At 69.5% G+C, this 16,466-nt stretch carries 16 protein-coding genes and 2 pseudogenes; 10 read left to right on the top strand and 8 right to left on the bottom strand.

The annotated features are described in order from the left end of the window. Window positions 1–3 precede the first annotated feature (3 nt). A complete protein-coding gene (locus tag ASC67_RS13530) occupies window positions 4–276 on the top strand; it encodes a hypothetical protein (protein WP_056321617.1) in 273 nt (90 codons plus the stop codon). 27 nt (window positions 277–303) lie between these two features. On the opposite strand, the gene ASC67_RS13525 is transcribed toward ASC67_RS13530, so the two are convergent. After that, a complete protein-coding gene (locus ASC67_RS13525) occupies window positions 304–1,584 on the bottom strand; it encodes a DUF3422 family protein (RefSeq protein ID WP_056321613.1) in 1,281 nt (426 codons plus the stop codon). 96 nt (window positions 1,585–1,680) lie between these two features. Between ASC67_RS13525 and ASC67_RS13520 the strand changes: the two are divergent. Together ASC67_RS13520 and soxZ are read left to right on the top strand one after the other, a co-directional pair. Further along, a pseudogene (locus ASC67_RS13520) lies at window positions 1,681–2,103 on the top strand (thiosulfate oxidation carrier protein SoxY); the annotation flags it as partial. Between the two features lie 57 nt (window positions 2,104–2,160). Continuing rightward, window positions 2,161–2,457 carry a thiosulfate oxidation carrier complex protein SoxZ gene (soxZ, locus tag ASC67_RS21055; protein ID WP_255353684.1) on the top strand — a complete coding sequence of 99 codons (297 nt, stop codon included), beginning with the start codon at window positions 2,161–2,163 and terminating at the stop codon, window positions 2,455–2,457. Between the two features lie 22 nt (window positions 2,458–2,479). Here the strand turns inward: soxZ and ASC67_RS13510 are convergent, their stop codons facing one another. From ASC67_RS13510 to ASC67_RS13500, 3 genes are all read right to left on the bottom strand, one after another. Continuing rightward, the gene (locus tag ASC67_RS13510; protein WP_056321610.1) at window positions 2,480–3,748 is read right to left on the bottom strand and encodes an FAD/NAD(P)-binding oxidoreductase; all 1,269 of its coding nucleotides are present in this window, start codon (window positions 3,746–3,748) and stop codon (window positions 2,480–2,482) included. 13 nt (window positions 3,749–3,761) lie between these two features. Further along, window positions 3,762–4,091 (bottom strand): c-type cytochrome, encoded by a 330-nt coding sequence (locus tag ASC67_RS13505; protein WP_056321607.1) that lies wholly within the window; start codon window positions 4,089–4,091, stop codon window positions 3,762–3,764. A gap of 78 nt (window positions 4,092–4,169) precedes the next feature. Further along, the gene (locus tag ASC67_RS13500) at window positions 4,170–5,114 is read right to left on the bottom strand and encodes a LysR family transcriptional regulator (RefSeq protein ID WP_056321604.1); all 945 of its coding nucleotides are present in this window, start codon (window positions 5,112–5,114) and stop codon (window positions 4,170–4,172) included. A 124-nt stretch (window positions 5,115–5,238) separates the two neighbouring features. Here ASC67_RS13500 and ASC67_RS13495 point away from each other — a divergent pair, with 124 nt between their 5' ends. The 7 genes and pseudogenes from ASC67_RS13495 (at window position 5,239) to ASC67_RS13465 (ending at window position 11,859) form a co-directional block, all read left to right on the top strand. Then, window positions 5,239–6,693, top strand: a complete 1,455-nt coding sequence (locus tag ASC67_RS13495) for a form I ribulose bisphosphate carboxylase large subunit (protein WP_056322181.1) — start codon at window positions 5,239–5,241, stop codon at window positions 6,691–6,693. Between the two features lie 16 nt (window positions 6,694–6,709). After that, on the top strand, window positions 6,710–7,153 hold the full coding sequence (locus ASC67_RS13490; protein ID WP_056321600.1) for a ribulose bisphosphate carboxylase small subunit: 444 nt from the start codon (window positions 6,710–6,712) through the stop codon (window positions 7,151–7,153). Between the two features lie 39 nt (window positions 7,154–7,192). Next, window positions 7,193–8,087, top strand: a pseudogene (locus ASC67_RS13485) (AAA family ATPase). Between the two features lie 35 nt (window positions 8,088–8,122). Continuing rightward, the gene (locus tag ASC67_RS13480) at window positions 8,123–9,178 is read left to right on the top strand and encodes a class 1 fructose-bisphosphatase (protein WP_056321596.1); all 1,056 of its coding nucleotides are present in this window, start codon (window positions 8,123–8,125) and stop codon (window positions 9,176–9,178) included. A 268-nt stretch (window positions 9,179–9,446) separates the two neighbouring features. Continuing rightward, window positions 9,447–10,322: a phosphoribulokinase gene (locus tag ASC67_RS13475; RefSeq protein WP_056321591.1), complete on the top strand. Its 876-nt coding sequence runs from the start codon at window positions 9,447–9,449 to the stop codon at window positions 10,320–10,322. Window positions 10,323–10,356: 34 nt separating this feature from the next. Then, entirely contained in the window at window positions 10,357–11,052 is a 696-nt protein-coding gene (locus ASC67_RS13470) for an HAD-IA family hydrolase (protein ID WP_056321586.1), read from the top strand. Window positions 11,053–11,079: 27 nt separating this feature from the next. Beyond that, complete coding sequence (locus tag ASC67_RS13465) at window positions 11,080–11,859, top strand: HAD-IA family hydrolase (protein ID WP_235566325.1); 780 nt, start codon at window positions 11,080–11,082, stop codon at window positions 11,857–11,859. Between the two features lie 16 nt (window positions 11,860–11,875). Here ASC67_RS13465 and ASC67_RS13460 read toward each other — a convergent pair whose 3' ends face one another. The 4 genes from ASC67_RS13460 to ASC67_RS13450 all read right to left on the bottom strand — a co-directional run bounded on the left by ASC67_RS13460 (window position 11,876) and on the right by ASC67_RS13450 (window position 16,232). Further along, the gene (locus tag ASC67_RS13460; RefSeq protein ID WP_056321584.1) at window positions 11,876–12,988 is read right to left on the bottom strand and encodes a YeeE/YedE family protein; all 1,113 of its coding nucleotides are present in this window, start codon (window positions 12,986–12,988) and stop codon (window positions 11,876–11,878) included. A 105-nt stretch (window positions 12,989–13,093) separates the two neighbouring features. Beyond that, window positions 13,094–13,252, bottom strand: a complete 159-nt coding sequence (locus tag ASC67_RS20315; RefSeq protein WP_082536016.1) for a DUF3309 family protein — start codon at window positions 13,250–13,252, stop codon at window positions 13,094–13,096. 149 nt (window positions 13,253–13,401) lie between these two features. Continuing rightward, complete coding sequence (locus ASC67_RS13455; protein WP_056322173.1) at window positions 13,402–14,046, bottom strand: thioredoxin family protein; 645 nt, start codon at window positions 14,044–14,046, stop codon at window positions 13,402–13,404. A gap of 17 nt (window positions 14,047–14,063) precedes the next feature. After that, complete coding sequence (locus ASC67_RS13450; RefSeq protein WP_235566324.1) at window positions 14,064–16,232, bottom strand: protein-disulfide reductase DsbD; 2,169 nt, start codon at window positions 16,230–16,232, stop codon at window positions 14,064–14,066. Window positions 16,233–16,466: the final 234 nt, after the last annotated feature.

The following is a 16,466-nucleotide window of genomic DNA, read 5'->3' as shown; positions in this document are numbered from 1 at the left end:
ACGATGCAGCAGCTTGTCGTCGGCCTGCTGGTGGCGCTGTGTTCGGTCTACGCGCTGTGGTCGCTGATGCCGGCGGCCTTGCGTCGTCCGCTGGCCGGGTGGCTGTTGCGCGTGCCGGGGATCGGGCAGGGCGGCCCGCTGGCCGGGGTGCTGCGTCGTGCGGCGGCCGGGCCCAACGCGTGCGGCTGCGATGGCTGCGATGCCAAGCCCGCGGCCCCGGCGCGCGCCGATGCGGCGGTGCCGATCCGCATCCACCGGACGACCGGCAAGCACTGACGCTCGACGGCCTGTGCGGCGCGAGCCTCAGCCCTCGATGCGCCGCCTCAGCCGGCGCATGCCCAGCCAGGCGGTGAGTGCGATCACCGGCACGGCCAGCGCAATGACCAGTTCCACCGGCACCGGCAGGTGGACCGCGTGCGCGCCCTTGGCCAGGTAGCCGACCAGCCCGACGCCGTAGTAGGTGATGGCCGCCACCGACAGCCCTTCGACCGCCGCCTGCAGGCGCAACTGCAGGTGCTGGCGCGCGTTCATCGTGGACAGCAGTTCGCGGGCGTGTTCCTGCTGCAGCGTCTCGACCCGTGTGCGCAGCAGTTCGCTGGCGCGCGAGACGCGCTCCGACAGCGCGCCCAGGCGCCGCGAGGCCCAGGCGGTGGTGGTGACTGCGGGCTTCAAGCGGCGGTCGACGAACTCGCGCACCGTCTGCAGCCCCTCGAGGCGGGTCTCGCGCAGCTCGTCGATGCGCTGCTCGACCAGGTCGAAGTAGGCCGACGACGCCGAGAAACGGCTGTGGTGCCGCGCATAAGTGGATTCGACCTCGCGCGCCAGCCGTGTGAGCGAGTCCAGCAGCCGCGCTTCGTCGGCCGTCTCGCTGCCGGCGCTGGTGTCGGCCAGGCCGGCGAGCTGGCGTTCGAGCTCGTCGAGGCGGCGCGTGGTGTCGCGCGCGACCGGCAGGCCGAGCAGCGCCATCATGCGGTAGGTGTCGATCTCGAGCAGGCGCTGCACGTTGCGCCCCAGGCGCCGCGGCGTGATCGACGGGTTGCCGACGCCGACCAGCCAGCGGCCGTAGCCGTCGGGGTGCAGCCGGAAATCGCTGTAGATGTGCAGGTCGCCATCGGCGACGTCGGCCCCGACCAGCGAGTCGGCATCCAGCCAGGCGTCGACCAGGCCGCGCAGGTTCTGCTCGCGGGAATTCAGGACCAGCAGATTGGTGGCGACCAGCAGTTCACCCGGCACGCTCGCCAGCCAGCCGTCCGGCAGCGATCGATAGGCCGGTGCGGCGTCGAGCGCCTCGTCGGCGCGCAGCGGGCGCCAGATCGTGTAGCTGACGAACTCGGTGTGGCGCTCCCAGCGCAGCCGCGCGCCGGGCAGGTCGATGCTGAGGTGGCTGGCCTCGGGCGCCGGCAGCGGCAGGTGCAGGTCGCGCAGCAGCGTCTCGAGATGGGCGCGGTCTGCCACCTGCACCTCGGGGCTGGAGACGAAGGCCAGGTGCGATACCGCCAGCGGCGGTTGCATCCGTTCATAGGGCCGCGCGTGGACTTCGTTGTGGAGCGCGGTGCGCAGCGGGTGGGGGTGACGGGTCGGCATGGGTCGGGAGTATCCCGCGACTGCCCCCAGTCCAGCAGCGGTGTACTGCGTCCCGTAGCATGTCGGACCGACCTCGACGAACTCCGATCCCCGAACATGCTGCGTCGCCGCGAGCTCCTCCTCTCTGCCCTGGTGGCCGCCGTGCCGTCGGTGCGTGCTGCCGATCTGCCGTCGTTCCCGCGGGCCGCGTTCGACGCGAAGACCGTGCCCCAGTTGTTGAAGGCGCTCGGCCTGCCGGCGCCGGTGGCCAGCAAGGACGTGCTGCTGCAGGCCCCCGACCTGTTCGAGGACGGCACGGTCGTGCCGGTGACGCTGGGCTGCGCCCTGCCGGGCGTGCAGCGCCTGCTGCTCGGCGTCGAGCGCAATCCAACGCTGCTCTCGGCTCTGTTCGAGCCCGGCGAGCGGCTGGAGCCGAACATCGCCATCCGCCTGAAGATGCAGGAGACCTCGAACGTGATCGCGCTCGCGGTCATGAAGGACGGCCGCGTGCTGATGGCGAGCAAGGAGGTCAAGATCACCCTCGGCGGCTGCGGCGGGGCGGCCGAGCCGGAGCCGGAACAGCCTGCGCAGCCGACGCTGATCCGCGTTCAGCCCGCGGGGGCCATTGCGACCGTGCGCTCGCTGATGAAGCACGAAATGGAGAGCGGCCAGCGCAAGGACGGCAGCGGTCGCACGATCCCGGCCTGGCACATCCAGGAGGTGGTGGCGCGCGTCAACGGCCAGCCGGTGCTGACCGCGGCGTGGGGCACGGCGGTGTCGAAGAACCCCTTCCTGCAGTTCGGCGTGCGCGGCGTGAAGTCGGGCGACAAGGTCGCGCTGGCCTGGGCCGACAACCACGGCGTCAGGCGCAGCGACGAAGTCACCGTCGCCTGACGGCCGCGCCGGCCGATGCCGGTCAGCCGAGCGCGTCGGCCCAGATGTTCTTGGCCCAGCCGAGCGCGTACTGCGCCTCGAGCGCATTGCGCTCGCCCGACAGGCCGCCGGAGCCGGCCACCGTCTTGAAGGTCTTCTCGGCCTCCACGTACTCGTGCACGCTGGCGACGTGCACCACCAGCTCCGGCGCCACGAAGCTGTAGCAGGTGTTGGTCAGCAGAGGCTTCGGGTTCGGCGCCAGGCCGGAGAGTTCGGACACGATGGCCGCGGCCGCCACCTTGGCATGCGAGTTGGCCATGTGGCCGGACTTGGGCATGCCGGTGGCGAGCTGGATCGCGTCGCCGATCACGTGGATGTCCTTCGCGGCGGTCGACTGGAAGGTGAGGTAGTCGACGCCGACCCAGCGCTTGTTGGAGTTGGCCAGGCCGGTCTGCACGGCGATCTGCCCGGCGCGCTGCTGCGGCAGCACGTTCAGCACGTCGGCCTTGAAGCTCTCCTGCACCTCGAACTTCAGCGTGTTGCCCTCGATGCCGACCACCTTGTGCTGCGGGCGGTATTCGATCAGGCCGGGATAGAGCTCGCTCCAGGCCTTCTTGAACAGCGCGCCCTTCGAGGTCACGTCGGGGTTCGCATCGAACAGCACGACCTTGGATTTCGGCTTGGCCTTCTTGAAGTAGGACGCCACCAGCGCCACCCGCTCGTAGGGCCCGGGCGGGCAGCGATAGGGTGCCTCGGGCACCGTCAGCGCGTAGACGCCGCCGTCGGGCAGCGCCTCGAGCTGCTTGCGCAGCGCCACCGTCTCGGGCCCGGCCTTCCAGGCCTGCAGCACGCGACCCTCGGCGTGGGCCTCGCTCAAGCCAGGAACGGTGTCGAGTTGCAGCTCGACCCCCGGTGACAGCACGAGCTTGTCGTAGCGGATGCTGCCGCCGCGCGCCAGCGTCACGGTCTTCTTGGCCGGGTCGACCGCGGAGACGTAGTCCTTCACGACGGTGATGCCGTGCTGCTTGCGCAGCCCGTCATACGACGTGGCCAGCGACGACAGGTCACGCGCGCCTTCGAGCACCAGGTTGCTCAGCGGGCAGGAGATGAAGCTGTCGTTCGGCTCGATCAGCACCACGTCGATCTTGTGGTCCGACAGCAGCCGCACGTACTTGGCCGCGGTGGCGCCGCCGTAGCCACCGCCCACCACCACGACCTTGGCCGATTCCGGCACGCGCGATGTCGCGCAGCCCCCCAGCAGCGCCAGCAGGCCGGTCGCGCCGGCACCCTGGATCAATGCACGTCTTTGCATGGCGGTCTCCCTTCTATTTCTGTGAGGCGAAGTAGCCAGCGATGGCGTCGAGCTGCGCCGGGGTGTAGCCCTTGGTGAGCTGGTGCATGATCGTCGCGGGCCGTTTGCCTTCGCGGAAGGCGGTGAGCTGTTCGACGAGGTAGGCCTTGTCGAGCCCGGCCAGCTTGGCGAGCCCGGCGTCGGTGGACGACGAGCGGCCGTCGGTGCCGTGGCAGTTGGCGCAGGTGGCGGCCCAGCTGCGCACCTGCAGGGCGGCGGCCTCCTGGGCCAGTGCGCCGCCGGCGGCCAGGCTTCCAGCCAGCGCGGCCGCGGCCAGCGTCGATCTCGCGAGCAGTCTCTTCATGTCGGTCTCCTTGTTCCCGGCTCTTGAGCCGGAGCGCATGGTGCCAGCACGCCGGCCCTTTGCATATTTGCGGTGCAACTATCGATCTGTGCCCGCCGACAGCAAGGGCGTGTCGTGCGCCACCAGATAGGCTTCGGCCTCCTCGAGGATGAAGTAGCGGAAGGCCTCGGCCGACGGCGACAGCAGCTTGGACAGCAGATGCACCACGTTCCAGCTGCGCATCACCGGCGTCCCCTCGACGTCGACCAGGTGCAGCAGGCCGGAGCGGAGCTCGAGCCCGACCGTGTGCAGCGACAGGAAGGACAGGCCCATGCCGGCCATCACCGCCTGCTTGATCGTCTCGTTGCTCGACATCTCCATGCTGATGCGTGGCTCGAAGCGCTGATCGCGGAAGAAGGACTCCATCGCATTGCGCGTGCCCGAGCCCGGCTCGCGCACGATGAAGGGGTAGGGCGCCAGCGCTTCCAGCGGCGGGTGGCCGATGCGCAGCAGCGGATGGTCGGGCGGCGCGATGAACACCAGCGGGTGCGCAGCGAACGGCTCGGCGCGCGTGGCCAGTTCCTTCGGCGGCCGGCCCATCACGGCCAGGTCGCACTCGTTGACATGCAGCAGTTCGAGCAGCTGCTCGCGGTTCTGCGAGACCTGCAGGCGCACGTCGATGCCCGGGTGCTCCTCGCGAAAGCGCGCCAGCAGCCGCGGCACGAAGTACTTGGCGGTGCTCACCATGCCGATCGTCAGCAGGCCGGTTTCCAGCCGCTGGAAGCGCGCCATCGCGTCGTCGGCATCCTTCAGCGTGGCCAGCAGGCGCTTGGCGTAGACCAGGTAGTACTCGCCCGCGGTGCTGAGCGACACGCCCCGGCCGCTGCGCTCGAACAGCGGCATGCCGACCTGCGATTCGAGTTCCTTGACCTGCATCGTCACGGCCGGTGGCGTGAGATGCAGGGCCTCCGCCGCCCTCGCGAAGCTGAGATGCCGAGCCACCTCAGTGAAAACCCGAAGCTGACGGAAGGTGACGTTCTTCATTAAGACAAATGTGAACCCGAGGCCAAGAAGATATGAATTCCTCTTAGTCCAATACGAACTTATCTTGGGCCTCAGGCCGCGTCAATCGAAGCGGACCAGCAAGGAGGCCGTCTTGAACAAGCCGATGGAAGACGCAGTGATCACCGATGCGAAGCAGCGCTACAGCGCGGGCGTCCTGAAATACCGGCAGATGGGCTACTGGATGCCCGACTACGTGCCCAAGGACACCGACACGATCTGCCTGTTCCGCATCACGCCGCAGGAGGGTGTGGACCCGGTCGAGGCTGCTGCGGCCGTGGCCGGCGAGTCGAGCACCGCGACCTGGACCGTGGTGTGGACCGACCGCCTGACCGCCTGCGACAGCTACCGCGCCAAGGCCTACAAGGTCGAGCCGGTGCCGGGCATCCCGGGGCAGTTCTTCGCCTGGGTCGCCTACGACATCATCCTGTTCGAGGAAGGTTCGATCGCCAACATGACGGCGAGCCTGATCGGCAACGTGTTCTCGTTCAAGCCGCTGAAGGCCGCGCGGCTGGAGGACATCCGCGTGCCGGTGGCCTACGTGAAGACCTTCAAGGGCCCGCCGACCGGGCTGGTGGTCGAGCGCGAGCGGCTCGACAAGTTCGGCCGCCCGCTGCTGGGCGCCACCACCAAGCCCAAGCTCGGCCTGTCGGGACGCAACTACGGTCGCGTGGTCTACGAGGGCCTCAAGGGCGGCCTCGACTTCATGAAGGACGACGAGAACATCAACTCGCAGCCCTTCATGCACTGGCGCGACCGCTATCTCTACGTGATGGACGCCGTGAACAAGGCAAGCGCGGCGACCGGCGAGGTCAAGGGCAGCTACCTGAACGTGACCGCCGCGACCATGGAGGACATGTACGAGCGTGCCGACTTCGCGAAGGAGCTGGGCTCGGTGATCGTGATGGTCGACCTGGTGATCGGCTGGACGGCGATCCAGAGCATGGCCAACTGGGCGCGCCGCAACGACATGATCCTGCACATGCACCGCGCCGGCCACGGCACCTACACGCGGCAGAAGAACCACGGCGTGAGCTTCCGCGTGATCGCCAAGTGGCTGCGGCTGGCCGGCGTCGACCACATGCACACCGGCACCGCGGTGGGCAAGCTCGAGGGCGACCCGATGACGGTGCAGGGCTACTACAACGTCTGCCGCGACAGCTACACCAAGCAGGACCTGCCGCGCGGCCTGTTCTTCGACCAGGACTGGGCCGACCTGAAGAAGGTGATGCCGGTGGCCAGCGGTGGCATCCACGCCGGCCAGATGCACCAGCTGATCGACCTGTTCGGGGACGACGTGGTGCTGCAGTTCGGCGGCGGCACGATCGGCCACCCGCAGGGCATCCAGGCCGGGGCGGTGGCCAACCGCGTGGCGCTGGAGTGCATGGTGAAGGCGCGCAACGAAGGCCGCGACATCAAGAACGAGGGCCCGGAGATCCTGCGCAAGGCCGCGCAGTTCTGCTCACCGCTGAAGCAGGCGCTCGACACTTGGGGCGAGATCAGCTTCAACTACACCTCGACCGACACCAGCGACTACGCCGTCACGCCGGGCGTGGCCTGACAGGGAGCAATCGACCATGATGACCAACCCCACCGGCCGCCTGACGCAGGGCCAGTTCAGCTTCCTGCCCGACCTGAGCGATGCCGAGATCACGCTGCAGATCGAGTACGGCCTCGGCAAGGGCTATGCGTGGAGCGTCGAATACACCGACGACCCGCACCCGCGCAACACCTACTGGGAGATGTACGGCAACCCGATGTTCGACCTGCGCGACGCGGCCGGCGTGCTGATGGAACTCAACCACTGCCGCCAGACCTTCCCCAACCATTACATCCGCCTGATGGCCTTCGACTCGACGCGCGGTTTCGAGTCGATCGCGATGAGCTTCATCGTCAACCGGCCTTCGAAGGAGCCGGGTTTCATGCTCGATCGTCAGGAAGGCAATGGCCGCACGATGCGCTACCAGGTGCGCGGCTACGCCGCCGAGCAGCCCGAAGGCGAACGCTACGGCGAGCGCTGAAGCGCGCCGACGCCTCCGCCCACACGCCGCGAGTCCGCCATGAGCCAGCCGCTGTACGCCATTCCCGGTGCCACCGAGGCCACGCCGCTCGCCCCGGCCGCCGCGGCGTCGGCGTCCGGCGCGACGACGGTGGCCGAGGTGCTGGCCGACAGCCAGGTCGAGGCGGTGCTCGACGAACTGGACCGCGACCTCGTCGGCCTGGCGCCGGTGAAGCAGCGCATCCGCGACATCGCCGCGCTGCTGGTGATCGACAAGCTCAGGCTCAACCTGGGCTTGGCGGCCCAGTCGCCGTCGCTGCACATGAGCTTCACCGGCAACCCCGGTACCGGCAAGACGACGGTGGCGATGCGCATGGCCGAGATCCTGCACCGCCTGGGCTATGTGCGCAAAGGCCACCAAGGAAGTGCTGAAGAAGGCGATGGGCGGCGTGCTGTTCATCGACGAGGCCTACTACCTCTACCGCCCCGAGAACGAGCGCGACTACGGCCAGGAAGCGATCGAGATCCTGCTGCAGGTGATGGAGAACCAGCGCGACGACCTGGTGGTGATCCTGGCCGGCTACAAGGACCGCATGGACACCTTCTTCAAGTCCAATCCCGGCATGAGCTCGCGCGTCGCGCACCACCTCGACTTTCCGGACTACGACCAGGCCGAACTGCTGAGCATCGCCGACCTGATGCTGCAGCAGCAGAACTACCGCTTCGACACCGCAGCGGGCGCCGACGCCCGCGCCGCCTTCGGCGACTACCTGAACCTGCGGCTCGCGCAGCCGCACTTCGCCAACGCGCGCAGCGTGCGCAATGCGCTGGACCGCGCCCGCCTGCGGCAGGCCAGCCGTCTGTTCGCGGACCGCCACCGGGCGCTGAGCCGCGAAGACCTGACGACGCTGTGCGCCGACGACATCCACGGCAGCCGGCTGTTCCAGCGCGGCTGACCCTCCAGAACACGAAACTGCACAGGAGACCTCCCATGAACCCCATCGAACTCGAGCAATGGCTCTCGGCGCACCCGCCAGCGCTGGCCGCCGTGATCCGGCACGTGGCGTCGGCCTGCGCACGGATCAGCCGGGCCGCGTCCCGCGCAGCGCTCGCGGGGCTGCACGGCGGCGCCGGGTCGCCCGACTCGCAGAGCACGACGCCGCAGCGGCTCGACGGGGTGGCCGATGCCTGCGTGTCGCAGGCGCTGTCGACCTGCGCGCACGTGGCCGGCTGGGTCAGCGAGGAACACGCCGACGTGACGGTCTCGCCCGAGCACGGCAGCGGCGGCGCCTACCTGGTCGTGTTCGCCCCGCTCGACGGCGCGTCGAACGTCGAGGCCAATGTCGCGATCGGCAGCATCTTCTCGGTGCTGCCCCACCTGTTCCGCGGCACGCCGGCCAGCGCGGCCGCCTTCATGCAGCCCGGTCGCCGCCAGGTCGCGGCCGGCTACGCGATCTACGGCCCGTCGACGGTGCTGGTGCTGAGCCTGGGCAAGGGCGTGCACATGTTCACCCTGGATCCCGACGACCACTGCGAAGCCGGTCGCTGGGTGCTGACGCGGGCCGACGTCGAGGTGCCGGTGTCGACCACCGAGTTCGCGATCAACGCGTCGAACCAGCGTTTCTGGGAAAAGCCGGTGCAGCGCTACATCGCCGAGTGCCTGGCGGGCCAGAGCGGGCCGCGCGGGCGCGACTTCAACATGCGCTGGGTGGCCAGCCTGGTGGCCGAGGCGCACCGCATCTTCACGCGCGGCGGCGTCTTCCTGTACCCGCGCGACAACAAGGAACCCTTCAAGCCCGGTCGCCTGCGGCTGCTGTTCGAGGCCGCGCCGATGGCGTGGCTGATGGAGCAGGCCGGTGCCTCGGCGTCCAGCGGTACCGGACCGTTGCTCGAACTGGTGCCCGATGCCCTGCATCACAAGGTGCCGGTGATCCTGGGCTCGCGCGACGAGGTCGAGCGCATCGTGTCGTACCACGAGGACCCGAGCGCCAACGTGTCGTGGCAGTTGTTCAAGACGCGCTCGCTGTTCATCCAGCCGCAGGCCTAGGGCCTGTCAACGCTACCGGAGGGCTCGCGTGACCCAGGAAACGGACGCCATCAAGGCACCCAGCACAGCCGGGGTCGGCCCCCGGCGAGCATGGGCAACGCGGAGGGCGCCCGTTTCCTGGGATCACCCTTCGGGCCCGTGTCGCGCAGGCCGCAGGGCGACGTTGCTCAGTCGTTGCGTGCAACAGCACGCGGCCTCCCTCGCGCCTATCCCTGCGGCCTGCGCGGCGCGGGCGCGAGCCCTCCGGTAGCGTTAACAGGCCCTGGCCATGAGTCGAAAGCATCCCGTCATCGCGGTCACCGGCTCCAGCGGTGCCGGCACGACCACCGTCAAGCGCGTGTTCGAGAACATCTTCCGGCGCGAGGGCATCCGCCCGGCCGTCATCGAGGGCGACGCCTTCCATCGCTTCTCGCGGCAGGAGATGAAGGAGCGCATCGCTCAGGGCGACCTCGAGGGCCGTGCCGTCAGCCACTTCGGGCCCGACACCAACGAATGGGCGCTGCTGGAACAGCAGTTCCGCGCCTACGGGCAGGGCGGGCGCTGCAAGTCGCGCTACTACCTGCACAGCCACGACGAGGCCGAGCCCTACAAGCAGGAGCCCGGCACCTTCACGCCCTGGGTGGAGACGCCGGCCGACACCGACCTGTTGTTCTACGAAGGCCTGCACGGCTGCGTGAAGACCGAGACCATCGACATGGTGCGGCACGCCGACCTGAAGATCGGCGTGGTGCCGATCATCAACCTGGAGTGGATCCAGAAGATCCACCGCGACACCAAGGACCGCGGCTACTCCAAGGAGGCGGTGTCCGACGTGATCCTGCGCCGCATGCACGACTACGTGCACTACATCGTGCCGCAGTTCGGCGAGACCGACATCAACTTCCAACGCGTGCCGGTGGTCGACACCTCCAATCCGTTCATCGCGCGCGACATCCCCACGGCCGGCGAAAGCCTCACGGTGATCCGCTTCAAGAACCCGCGCGGCATCGACTTTCCCTACCTGCTGTCGATGATCGACAACTCCTTCATGAGCCGCGCGAACACCATCGTCGTGCCGGGCGGCAAGATGGACCTGGCGATGCAGTTGATCCTGACACCGATGATCCTGCGGCTGATGGAGATCCGCCGCGCCCAGTTGCAGTGACCCCGCTGTGCTGGCCTCTCAGCAAAGGAAGAACATGACGATCCGACTCGTGAGCTTCGACCTCGACGGCACCCTGGTCGACACCGCCGCCGAGATCGCCGAAGCCGTGCACCGTGCCTTCGACGATGTCGGCATCGAGCGCCGGCCGCAGGCCGAGATCACCAACCTGATCGGCCGCGGCACGCGCGAGCTGATGCTCAAGCTGCTGGCGCGCGTGATGCTGGAGAAGCCGGCGCTGTCGGAGCGGGTGCAGCCCGAAGCGGTGCTCGAGCGCTTCGAGCACCACTATGCCGAGACGGCGGGCTGCTTCGGCAAGCCGTATCCGGGCTGCGTCGAGACGCTCGAGCGCCTGCGCGACCAGGGCGTGCGGCTGGTGTGCGTGACCAACAAGGAGCAGCGCCATGCCGAGCGCGTGCTGGCGGTGACGCGGCTCGACGGCTACTTCAGCATGCTGATCGGCGGCGACACGCTGCCGGTCAAGAAGCCGCACAACGGCGTGCTGACCCACGTGTTGCGGCATCATGGCGTCAGTGCCGACCATGCGGCCCATGTGGGCGACTCGTCGATCGACATCGAGAGCGCGCGCAACGCCGGCGTGCGGGCCTGGGCGGTGCCGTACGGCTACAACGCCGGAGTGCCGATCGAGGACTCCAACCCGGACCGGCTGTTCCCCAATCTGTCGGCGATCGCCGACGAGGTCGACGCGGTCCTGGGGCCGTTGCCGGCATGATGTGAAGCAACGATTCACGAACGGGAGATGCTGATGCTGGCCGCCTTGCTGTGGGATGTGGATGGCACCGTGGCCGAGACCGAACGCGACGGTCATCTCGTCGCGTTCAATGAGGCTTTCCAGGCGCTCGGCCTGCCGTGGCGCTGGAGCATCGAGCGCTACGCCGAGCTGCTGCGCGTGACCGGGGGGCGCGAGCGCCTGCTGCACGACATGGCCACGCAGGCCGACGCTCCGGCCAGCGCAGCCGAGCGCGAACGTCTGGCCGCGGCCCTGCACGCCGAGAAGAACCGCCGTTACGGCCAGCTCGTGGAGCGCGGCGCGATCGCGTTGCGCCCCGGCGTGCTGCGGCTGATGAACGAGGCCACGGCGAGCGGGGTGCAGCTGGCCATTGCCACCACCACGTCGCGCGTGAACCTGGAGGCCTTGCTGGGCGCGCAGCTCGGCGCGAGCTGGCCCACCCGCTTCGCCGCCATCGTGTGCGGCGAGGATGCGCCGGTGAAGAAGCCCGACCCACAGGTCTACCTGCGCTGCCTGGATGCGCTGCAACTCGACGCCGACGAGACGCTCGCGATCGAGGATTCACCGAACGGCCTGGCCGCCGCCCGGGCTGCCGGCATCGCGACGCTGGTGACGCGCAGCCTCAACTTCGCGAGCCATGCCTTCGAGGGCGCGCTCGCGGTCTGCGACGATCTGGATCACCCGGCGGCGCCTTCTCCGCACCTGCAGGGCGCGCGCGCTGCGCGCATCGATCTGGCGCTGCTGCGCCACTGGCATGCCGCGTGGTGGCAGGAGCCGCTGCGGGCCTAGCGACTACTGCGCAAACTCAGCCGTCGCGGTCGATCACCCAGGCCTGGTAGCGCAGCGCCGCCACGGCGCCGGCCACGATGCCGGCCACCGCGATGAACGAGCCGGCCGACAGCAGTGACAGCCCGCTGAGCCCCTGGCCGATCGAGCAACCCAGCGCCGTCACGCCGCCTGCGCCCATCAGCACCGCACCGACCAGATGCTGGGCGGTGTCGCGCACGTCGCGAAAGCCCTCCCAGCGGAACTCCCGGCGCAGCAGCGCGCTGGCGGCGGCGCCGAGCAGGGTGCCCAGCACGGTGGTGATGCCGAAGCTCAGCACCGTGCCGCGGTCGGACCACAGCGTCAGCAGGTCCAGTGTGTAGGCGGTGGGTGCGACGAAGCTCAGCGCTTCCGGGCGGCGTGAGTTCGTGGCGAGCCAGGCCGGCTCCAGGGTTTCCGGGTGCTCGCTCAGGTGGCCGAGCGAGCCCGTGACGAACCATGCCATGACGATCAGTGCGCCGATGGCCAGACCGCCGAGCAGCGGTCCCGGTTGCAGGAAGTCGCGGCTCCGCCGCAGCCAGAGCAGCAGCGGCACGGCCAGCAGCAGGCACAGCGCTGCTCGCAGCCAAGGCAGCGGCAGGCCGACATGGCGCGACAGCCAGGAGGGCAGATCCTGCGGTCCGGCCAACAGCGGCCCGACCGGGTCCAGCCATTCGACACGCGGCAGCGCGAAAGCGCCGCGCAGCGTCATCTGCGCCGCGAAGCCCACGACCAGCAGAACCACCAGTGCCTTCAGGCTGCCCCCGCCGGCGCGCACGAGGGCCCGCGATGCGCAGCCCGACGCCAGCACCATGCCGAAGCCGAAGGCCAGTCCGCCGAGGCCCTGCGCCAGCCAGCTCAGGCGCCGGCCGGTGTAGATGGACGCGCTCAGGTCCACGCCGCCCAGCCCGATCAGCGCCTGCGTGCCGACCAGCGCCACGAGCGCGGCCCAGACCCAGGTGCGCAGCCGGGTCGCGTCGCCGAAATTCACCACGTCGGCGATCGCGCCCATGGTGCAGAAGCGCGTGGCCTGGGCGAGAGCGCCGAAGGCGACGCCGAGTGCCAGGCCGCACAGCAGGACGGTCTGGATCAGTTGGCTGGGGTTCGTGTCCACGGGGGCGGCAAGGCAAGTCGGCTCACCGGGATTCTGACGCGCCCAAGGGGGCGCCGCGCCGCCGCCAAGCCAGGGGAGGCAGCGGCGGTTCGCGTCATGTGCGGGTCATATGCGGCCCATCAGCAACAGCACGATCACGATCACCAACACCAGGCCCACGCCGCCGCTGGGACCATAGCCCCAGTTCTTGCTGTGAGACCAGTTCGGGATCGCGCCGATCAGGATGAGGATCAGGACGATCAGCAGGATGGTTCCGAGGGTCATGGTGTTCTCCGGGAGTGTCGAGTGACCTCACGGTAGGCGGCCCGCGGGGGAGGCGATGTCGGAGCGTGGCTCGCGGCGAGGTCGGTCAGCGCCCCGCCGGCGCGGCTGCGGTAGGCGAACGCCTACGTTCCGCAGCCGCCGGTACGCGATCAGCTCGCGTACTTGACGCTGCAGCCGTAGGGCGTTGCCGTGCCGGTGCTCACGGCCTTGCCGGCCAGCGATTCGGTCAGGGCCGCCTTGACGAAATTCCTGGCGCCCCTCACGTCGGCCGGGTCGGCGGAGCGCTTGTCGTCGATGCCGCCGGCATAGATCAGCTTGCCGCCCGGATCGATGACGTACATGTGCGGCGTGGTCTTCGCGCCGTAGGCCTTGCCGACGCTGCCCGCATCGTCCATCAGCAGCGCCGTGGGAGCCGCGCCCCAGCTCTGGTACTTGGCCTGCAGCGCCGCGGGTTCGAGGTAGTCGGTGGCGCCGCGGGCGGTGGAACTGATGCTCAGCCAGGCCACGTTGCGACCGACGAATTCCTTCTGGAGGCTCTGCATGTTCTGCGAGCTGTAGTGCTTCTGCACGAAGGGGCAGCCGGGATTGGTCCACTCGAGCACCACGTGCCGGCCCTTGAAGTCGGCGAGCTTCACGGTCTTGCCGTGGGTGTCCTTCAGCTCGAAGGCCGGGGCCACCTCGCCGACGGCCACGGCCAGCGCGGCACCGGGCAGCGCCACCATGGTGGTCGGCAGCGCGATGAGCGCCGCGGCCGAGAAAGTGAAACGTCGGCGGTCGTTCGACAAGGCTCGCATCGTCATCTCCTTCAGAACTACAGGGTCGACAAGGCCTCGCGCACGAGACCTCCGGTGAGGATTTCCGGCAGCAGCAGCGGCTCGCGACCGGGGCGCATCAGCACATAGACGGGCACGCCGTTGCGGCCGAGCCGGCCGAGCGCGGCGGTGATGCGCTCGTCGCGGTGGGTCCAGTCAGCGCGCATCAGTGCCACCTTCGAGCGGGCGAAGGCCTGCAGGGTTTCATCGGTGTGCAGCACGAGCCGCTTGTTGACCTGACAGCTCACGCACCAGGCGGCGGTGAAGTCGACGAAGACGGCTCGGCCCTGCGCCAGGTGCGTTTCGATGGCGGCCTCGTCGTAGGCTTGCCAGGCTGTGTGCGGCGAGCCGGCGGTCGACGCCGTGCCGTTGCCGGCCTGCGGCGAGGCCGCTCGTTCGGATACCGGCCAGCCCCAGGCCAGCATGGCGACCAGCAGCACGGTCACCCCCGCGCGCGCCGCCGCGCCGCGCCACACGCCCGCCAGCCACAGCCCGAACGCCAGGCCGACCAGACCCACCAGCGCTCGCGTGCTGCCGTCGATGCCGGTTTGCTGGCCCAGCACCCACAGCAGCCACACGACGGTGGCGAACATCGGGAATGCCAGGCCTTGCCTGAGCCTCAGCATCCAGGGGCCGGGGCGCGGCAGCCGGGCGCGCCAGCCCGGCCGCAGCACCAGCAGCACATAGGGCAGCGCCATGCCGACTCCGAGCGCCGCGAACACCCCCAGCGCCCAGGCCGGCGGTTGCGCGACGGCGTAGCCGAGGGCCGCGCCCATGAATGGCGCCGTGCACGGGCTGGCCGCGACGACCGCGAGCACGCCGGACCCGAAGGCGTCGACCGCCGGTCGCTGGGCGCGCCATTGCGCCAGCCCTTGCGGCATCAGAAGGCCGAATTCGAACTGACCTGCCAGGTTGAGCCCGAGGACGAAGAACAGCAGCGCGAGCGCGAACACGACTCCGGGCTCCTGCAACTGGAAGCCCCAACCCACGGCGCTGCCGGCCGCACGCAGCGCGAGCAGCACGGCCGCGAGCGCGACGAAGCTGCACACCACGCCCGCGCCGTAGGCCAGCGCGTGCGCTCGCAGGCGGCGGGCGTTGCCGTCCTGCCGCGCGAGGCCGAGCAGCTTGATCGACAGCACCGGGAATACGCAAGGCATCAGGTTCAGCAGCATGCCGCCCAGGAAGGCCAGGCCCAATGCCGCCAGCAGGCCCACCGGGGCGCCGCCGCGCAGCGCGGTGGGGACCCGATCACCGGCGACGGCGCGCGCGCCATCGGGGAGGGTGATCGTCTCGACGGGACGCAGCGGCGCGCTGAATTCGACCGAGCGCTGCGTTCCGCCCCAGATGACGGTGCCCGAGGCGCCGGGGCCGGCCTGTGCAACGGCGATGCCGTCGAGGCGGGGCGGCACCGTTGCGCCGTCCAGCAGCTTCAGCTTCAGCGCATAGCCTCGCGGGCTGCGATAGAGCGCATGGCTTGCGGGTTCCACCAATTGCTCCACATACGGGAAGACATGAACCTCCGGCGCATCGGCGGGCAGTTCGCCGGCTGCCGGTTCGAGCGTCAGCAGCAGGTCCTGTCCGGCCTGCTGAACCTCCGCGGTCCATGCCGACAGCGGACCCGCCTGCGCAGCCGCCGCCTGCGCGAACAGCGCAGCGTGCGCGCCGTTGTCGGCGGCTGCGGCATCGGCCACCGGCAACTGCAGTTCGAGCGTCGCCTGTTCCGGGATGCAGACGTCGTTGCACACCAGCCAGCGCGCCTGGGCCTGCAGCCTCAGCGTGTCGCCCGGCCGGGCATCGGCCGGTGCCGTGTACTGCAGCGGGAGCAGCACGTCGCCTTCGTAGCCGTAGTTGACCAGCGGGCCGACCGGCAGGCGCTCGGGCGCAGGCCATTCGATCTCGCCCATCCGCCCACCGGGCGGCAGCGTCCAGCTCAGCGTCGTGGGCAGGCCCGAATCGCCCGGGTTGCGCCAGTAGGTGTGCCAGTGCGGGATGTGCTGGAGCTTCAGTCCGATCCTGAGCGTCTGGCCCGCCGCCACGGCGCTGCGCTCGGCCACCAGTTCGGCCGCGACGTGGTCGGTGCGCACCGCCGCTGCATGCGCCGCGCCGCCGTGGAGGAAGGCGGCCGAGACAAGTGCCGCAACGAACAGGGGACCGAACGGTTGGGGCACGTTGCCGAGTCTCCGGGGCTGCATCGGGAAGCGGTGCGATTCTGCGGGCAGCGCGGAGTTCCACCGTGCGGCAGGGTTGATGCGGCGCAGTGGGGCAGGGGATGCAAGCAGCGTGAGCGCTTGGCGCGCTGTGAAGTACGGCGCGCTTGTAGGGCGATGCACTGAGTCATCCGCCGTGGCACCTGCGGTTCGGGCCCCAAGCCCTTGATTCCATTGCCTCTCGATCGGGAGACG

This window comes from Methylibium sp. Root1272, from assembly GCF_001425905.1.
Taxonomy (GTDB): domain Bacteria; phylum Pseudomonadota; class Gammaproteobacteria; order Burkholderiales; family Burkholderiaceae_C; genus Methylibium.
This window is presented reverse-complemented; position numbering and strand designations above follow the sequence as displayed.

Bases quoted from the DNA above. Each gene is read 5' to 3' on its own strand.
- ASC67_RS13455 (WP_056322173.1), bottom strand. From the start codon at position 14,046: ATGCGAGCCTTGTCGAACGACCGCCGACGTTTCACTTTCTCGGCCGCG.
- ASC67_RS20315 (WP_082536016.1), bottom strand. From the start codon at position 13,252: ATGACCCTCGGAACCATCCTGCTGATCGTCCTGATCCTCATCCTGATC.
- ASC67_RS13505 (WP_056321607.1), bottom strand. From the start codon at position 4,091: ATGAAGAGACTGCTCGCGAGATCGACGCTGGCCGCGGCCGCGCTGGCT.
- ASC67_RS13465 (WP_235566325.1), top strand. From the start codon at position 11,080: ATGCTGATGCTGGCCGCCTTGCTGTGGGATGTGGATGGCACCGTGGCC.
- ASC67_RS13490 (WP_056321600.1), top strand. From the start codon at position 6,710: ATGATGACCAACCCCACCGGCCGCCTGACGCAGGGCCAGTTCAGCTTC.
- ASC67_RS13530 (WP_056321617.1), top strand. From the start codon at position 4: ATGCAGCAGCTTGTCGTCGGCCTGCTGGTGGCGCTGTGTTCGGTCTAC.
- ASC67_RS13475 (WP_056321591.1), top strand. From the start codon at position 9,447: ATGAGTCGAAAGCATCCCGTCATCGCGGTCACCGGCTCCAGCGGTGCC.
- ASC67_RS13510 (WP_056321610.1), bottom strand. From the start codon at position 3,748: ATGCAAAGACGTGCATTGATCCAGGGTGCCGGCGCGACCGGCCTGCTG.
- ASC67_RS13470 (WP_056321586.1), top strand. From the start codon at position 10,357: ATGACGATCCGACTCGTGAGCTTCGACCTCGACGGCACCCTGGTCGAC.
- ASC67_RS13495 (WP_056322181.1), top strand. From the start codon at position 5,239: ATGGAAGACGCAGTGATCACCGATGCGAAGCAGCGCTACAGCGCGGGC.
- ASC67_RS13500 (WP_056321604.1), bottom strand. From the start codon at position 5,114: ATGAAGAACGTCACCTTCCGTCAGCTTCGGGTTTTCACTGAGGTGGCT.
- ASC67_RS13525 (WP_056321613.1), bottom strand. From the start codon at position 1,584: ATGCCGACCCGTCACCCCCACCCGCTGCGCACCGCGCTCCACAACGAA.
- ASC67_RS13480 (WP_056321596.1), top strand. From the start codon at position 8,123: ATGAACCCCATCGAACTCGAGCAATGGCTCTCGGCGCACCCGCCAGCG.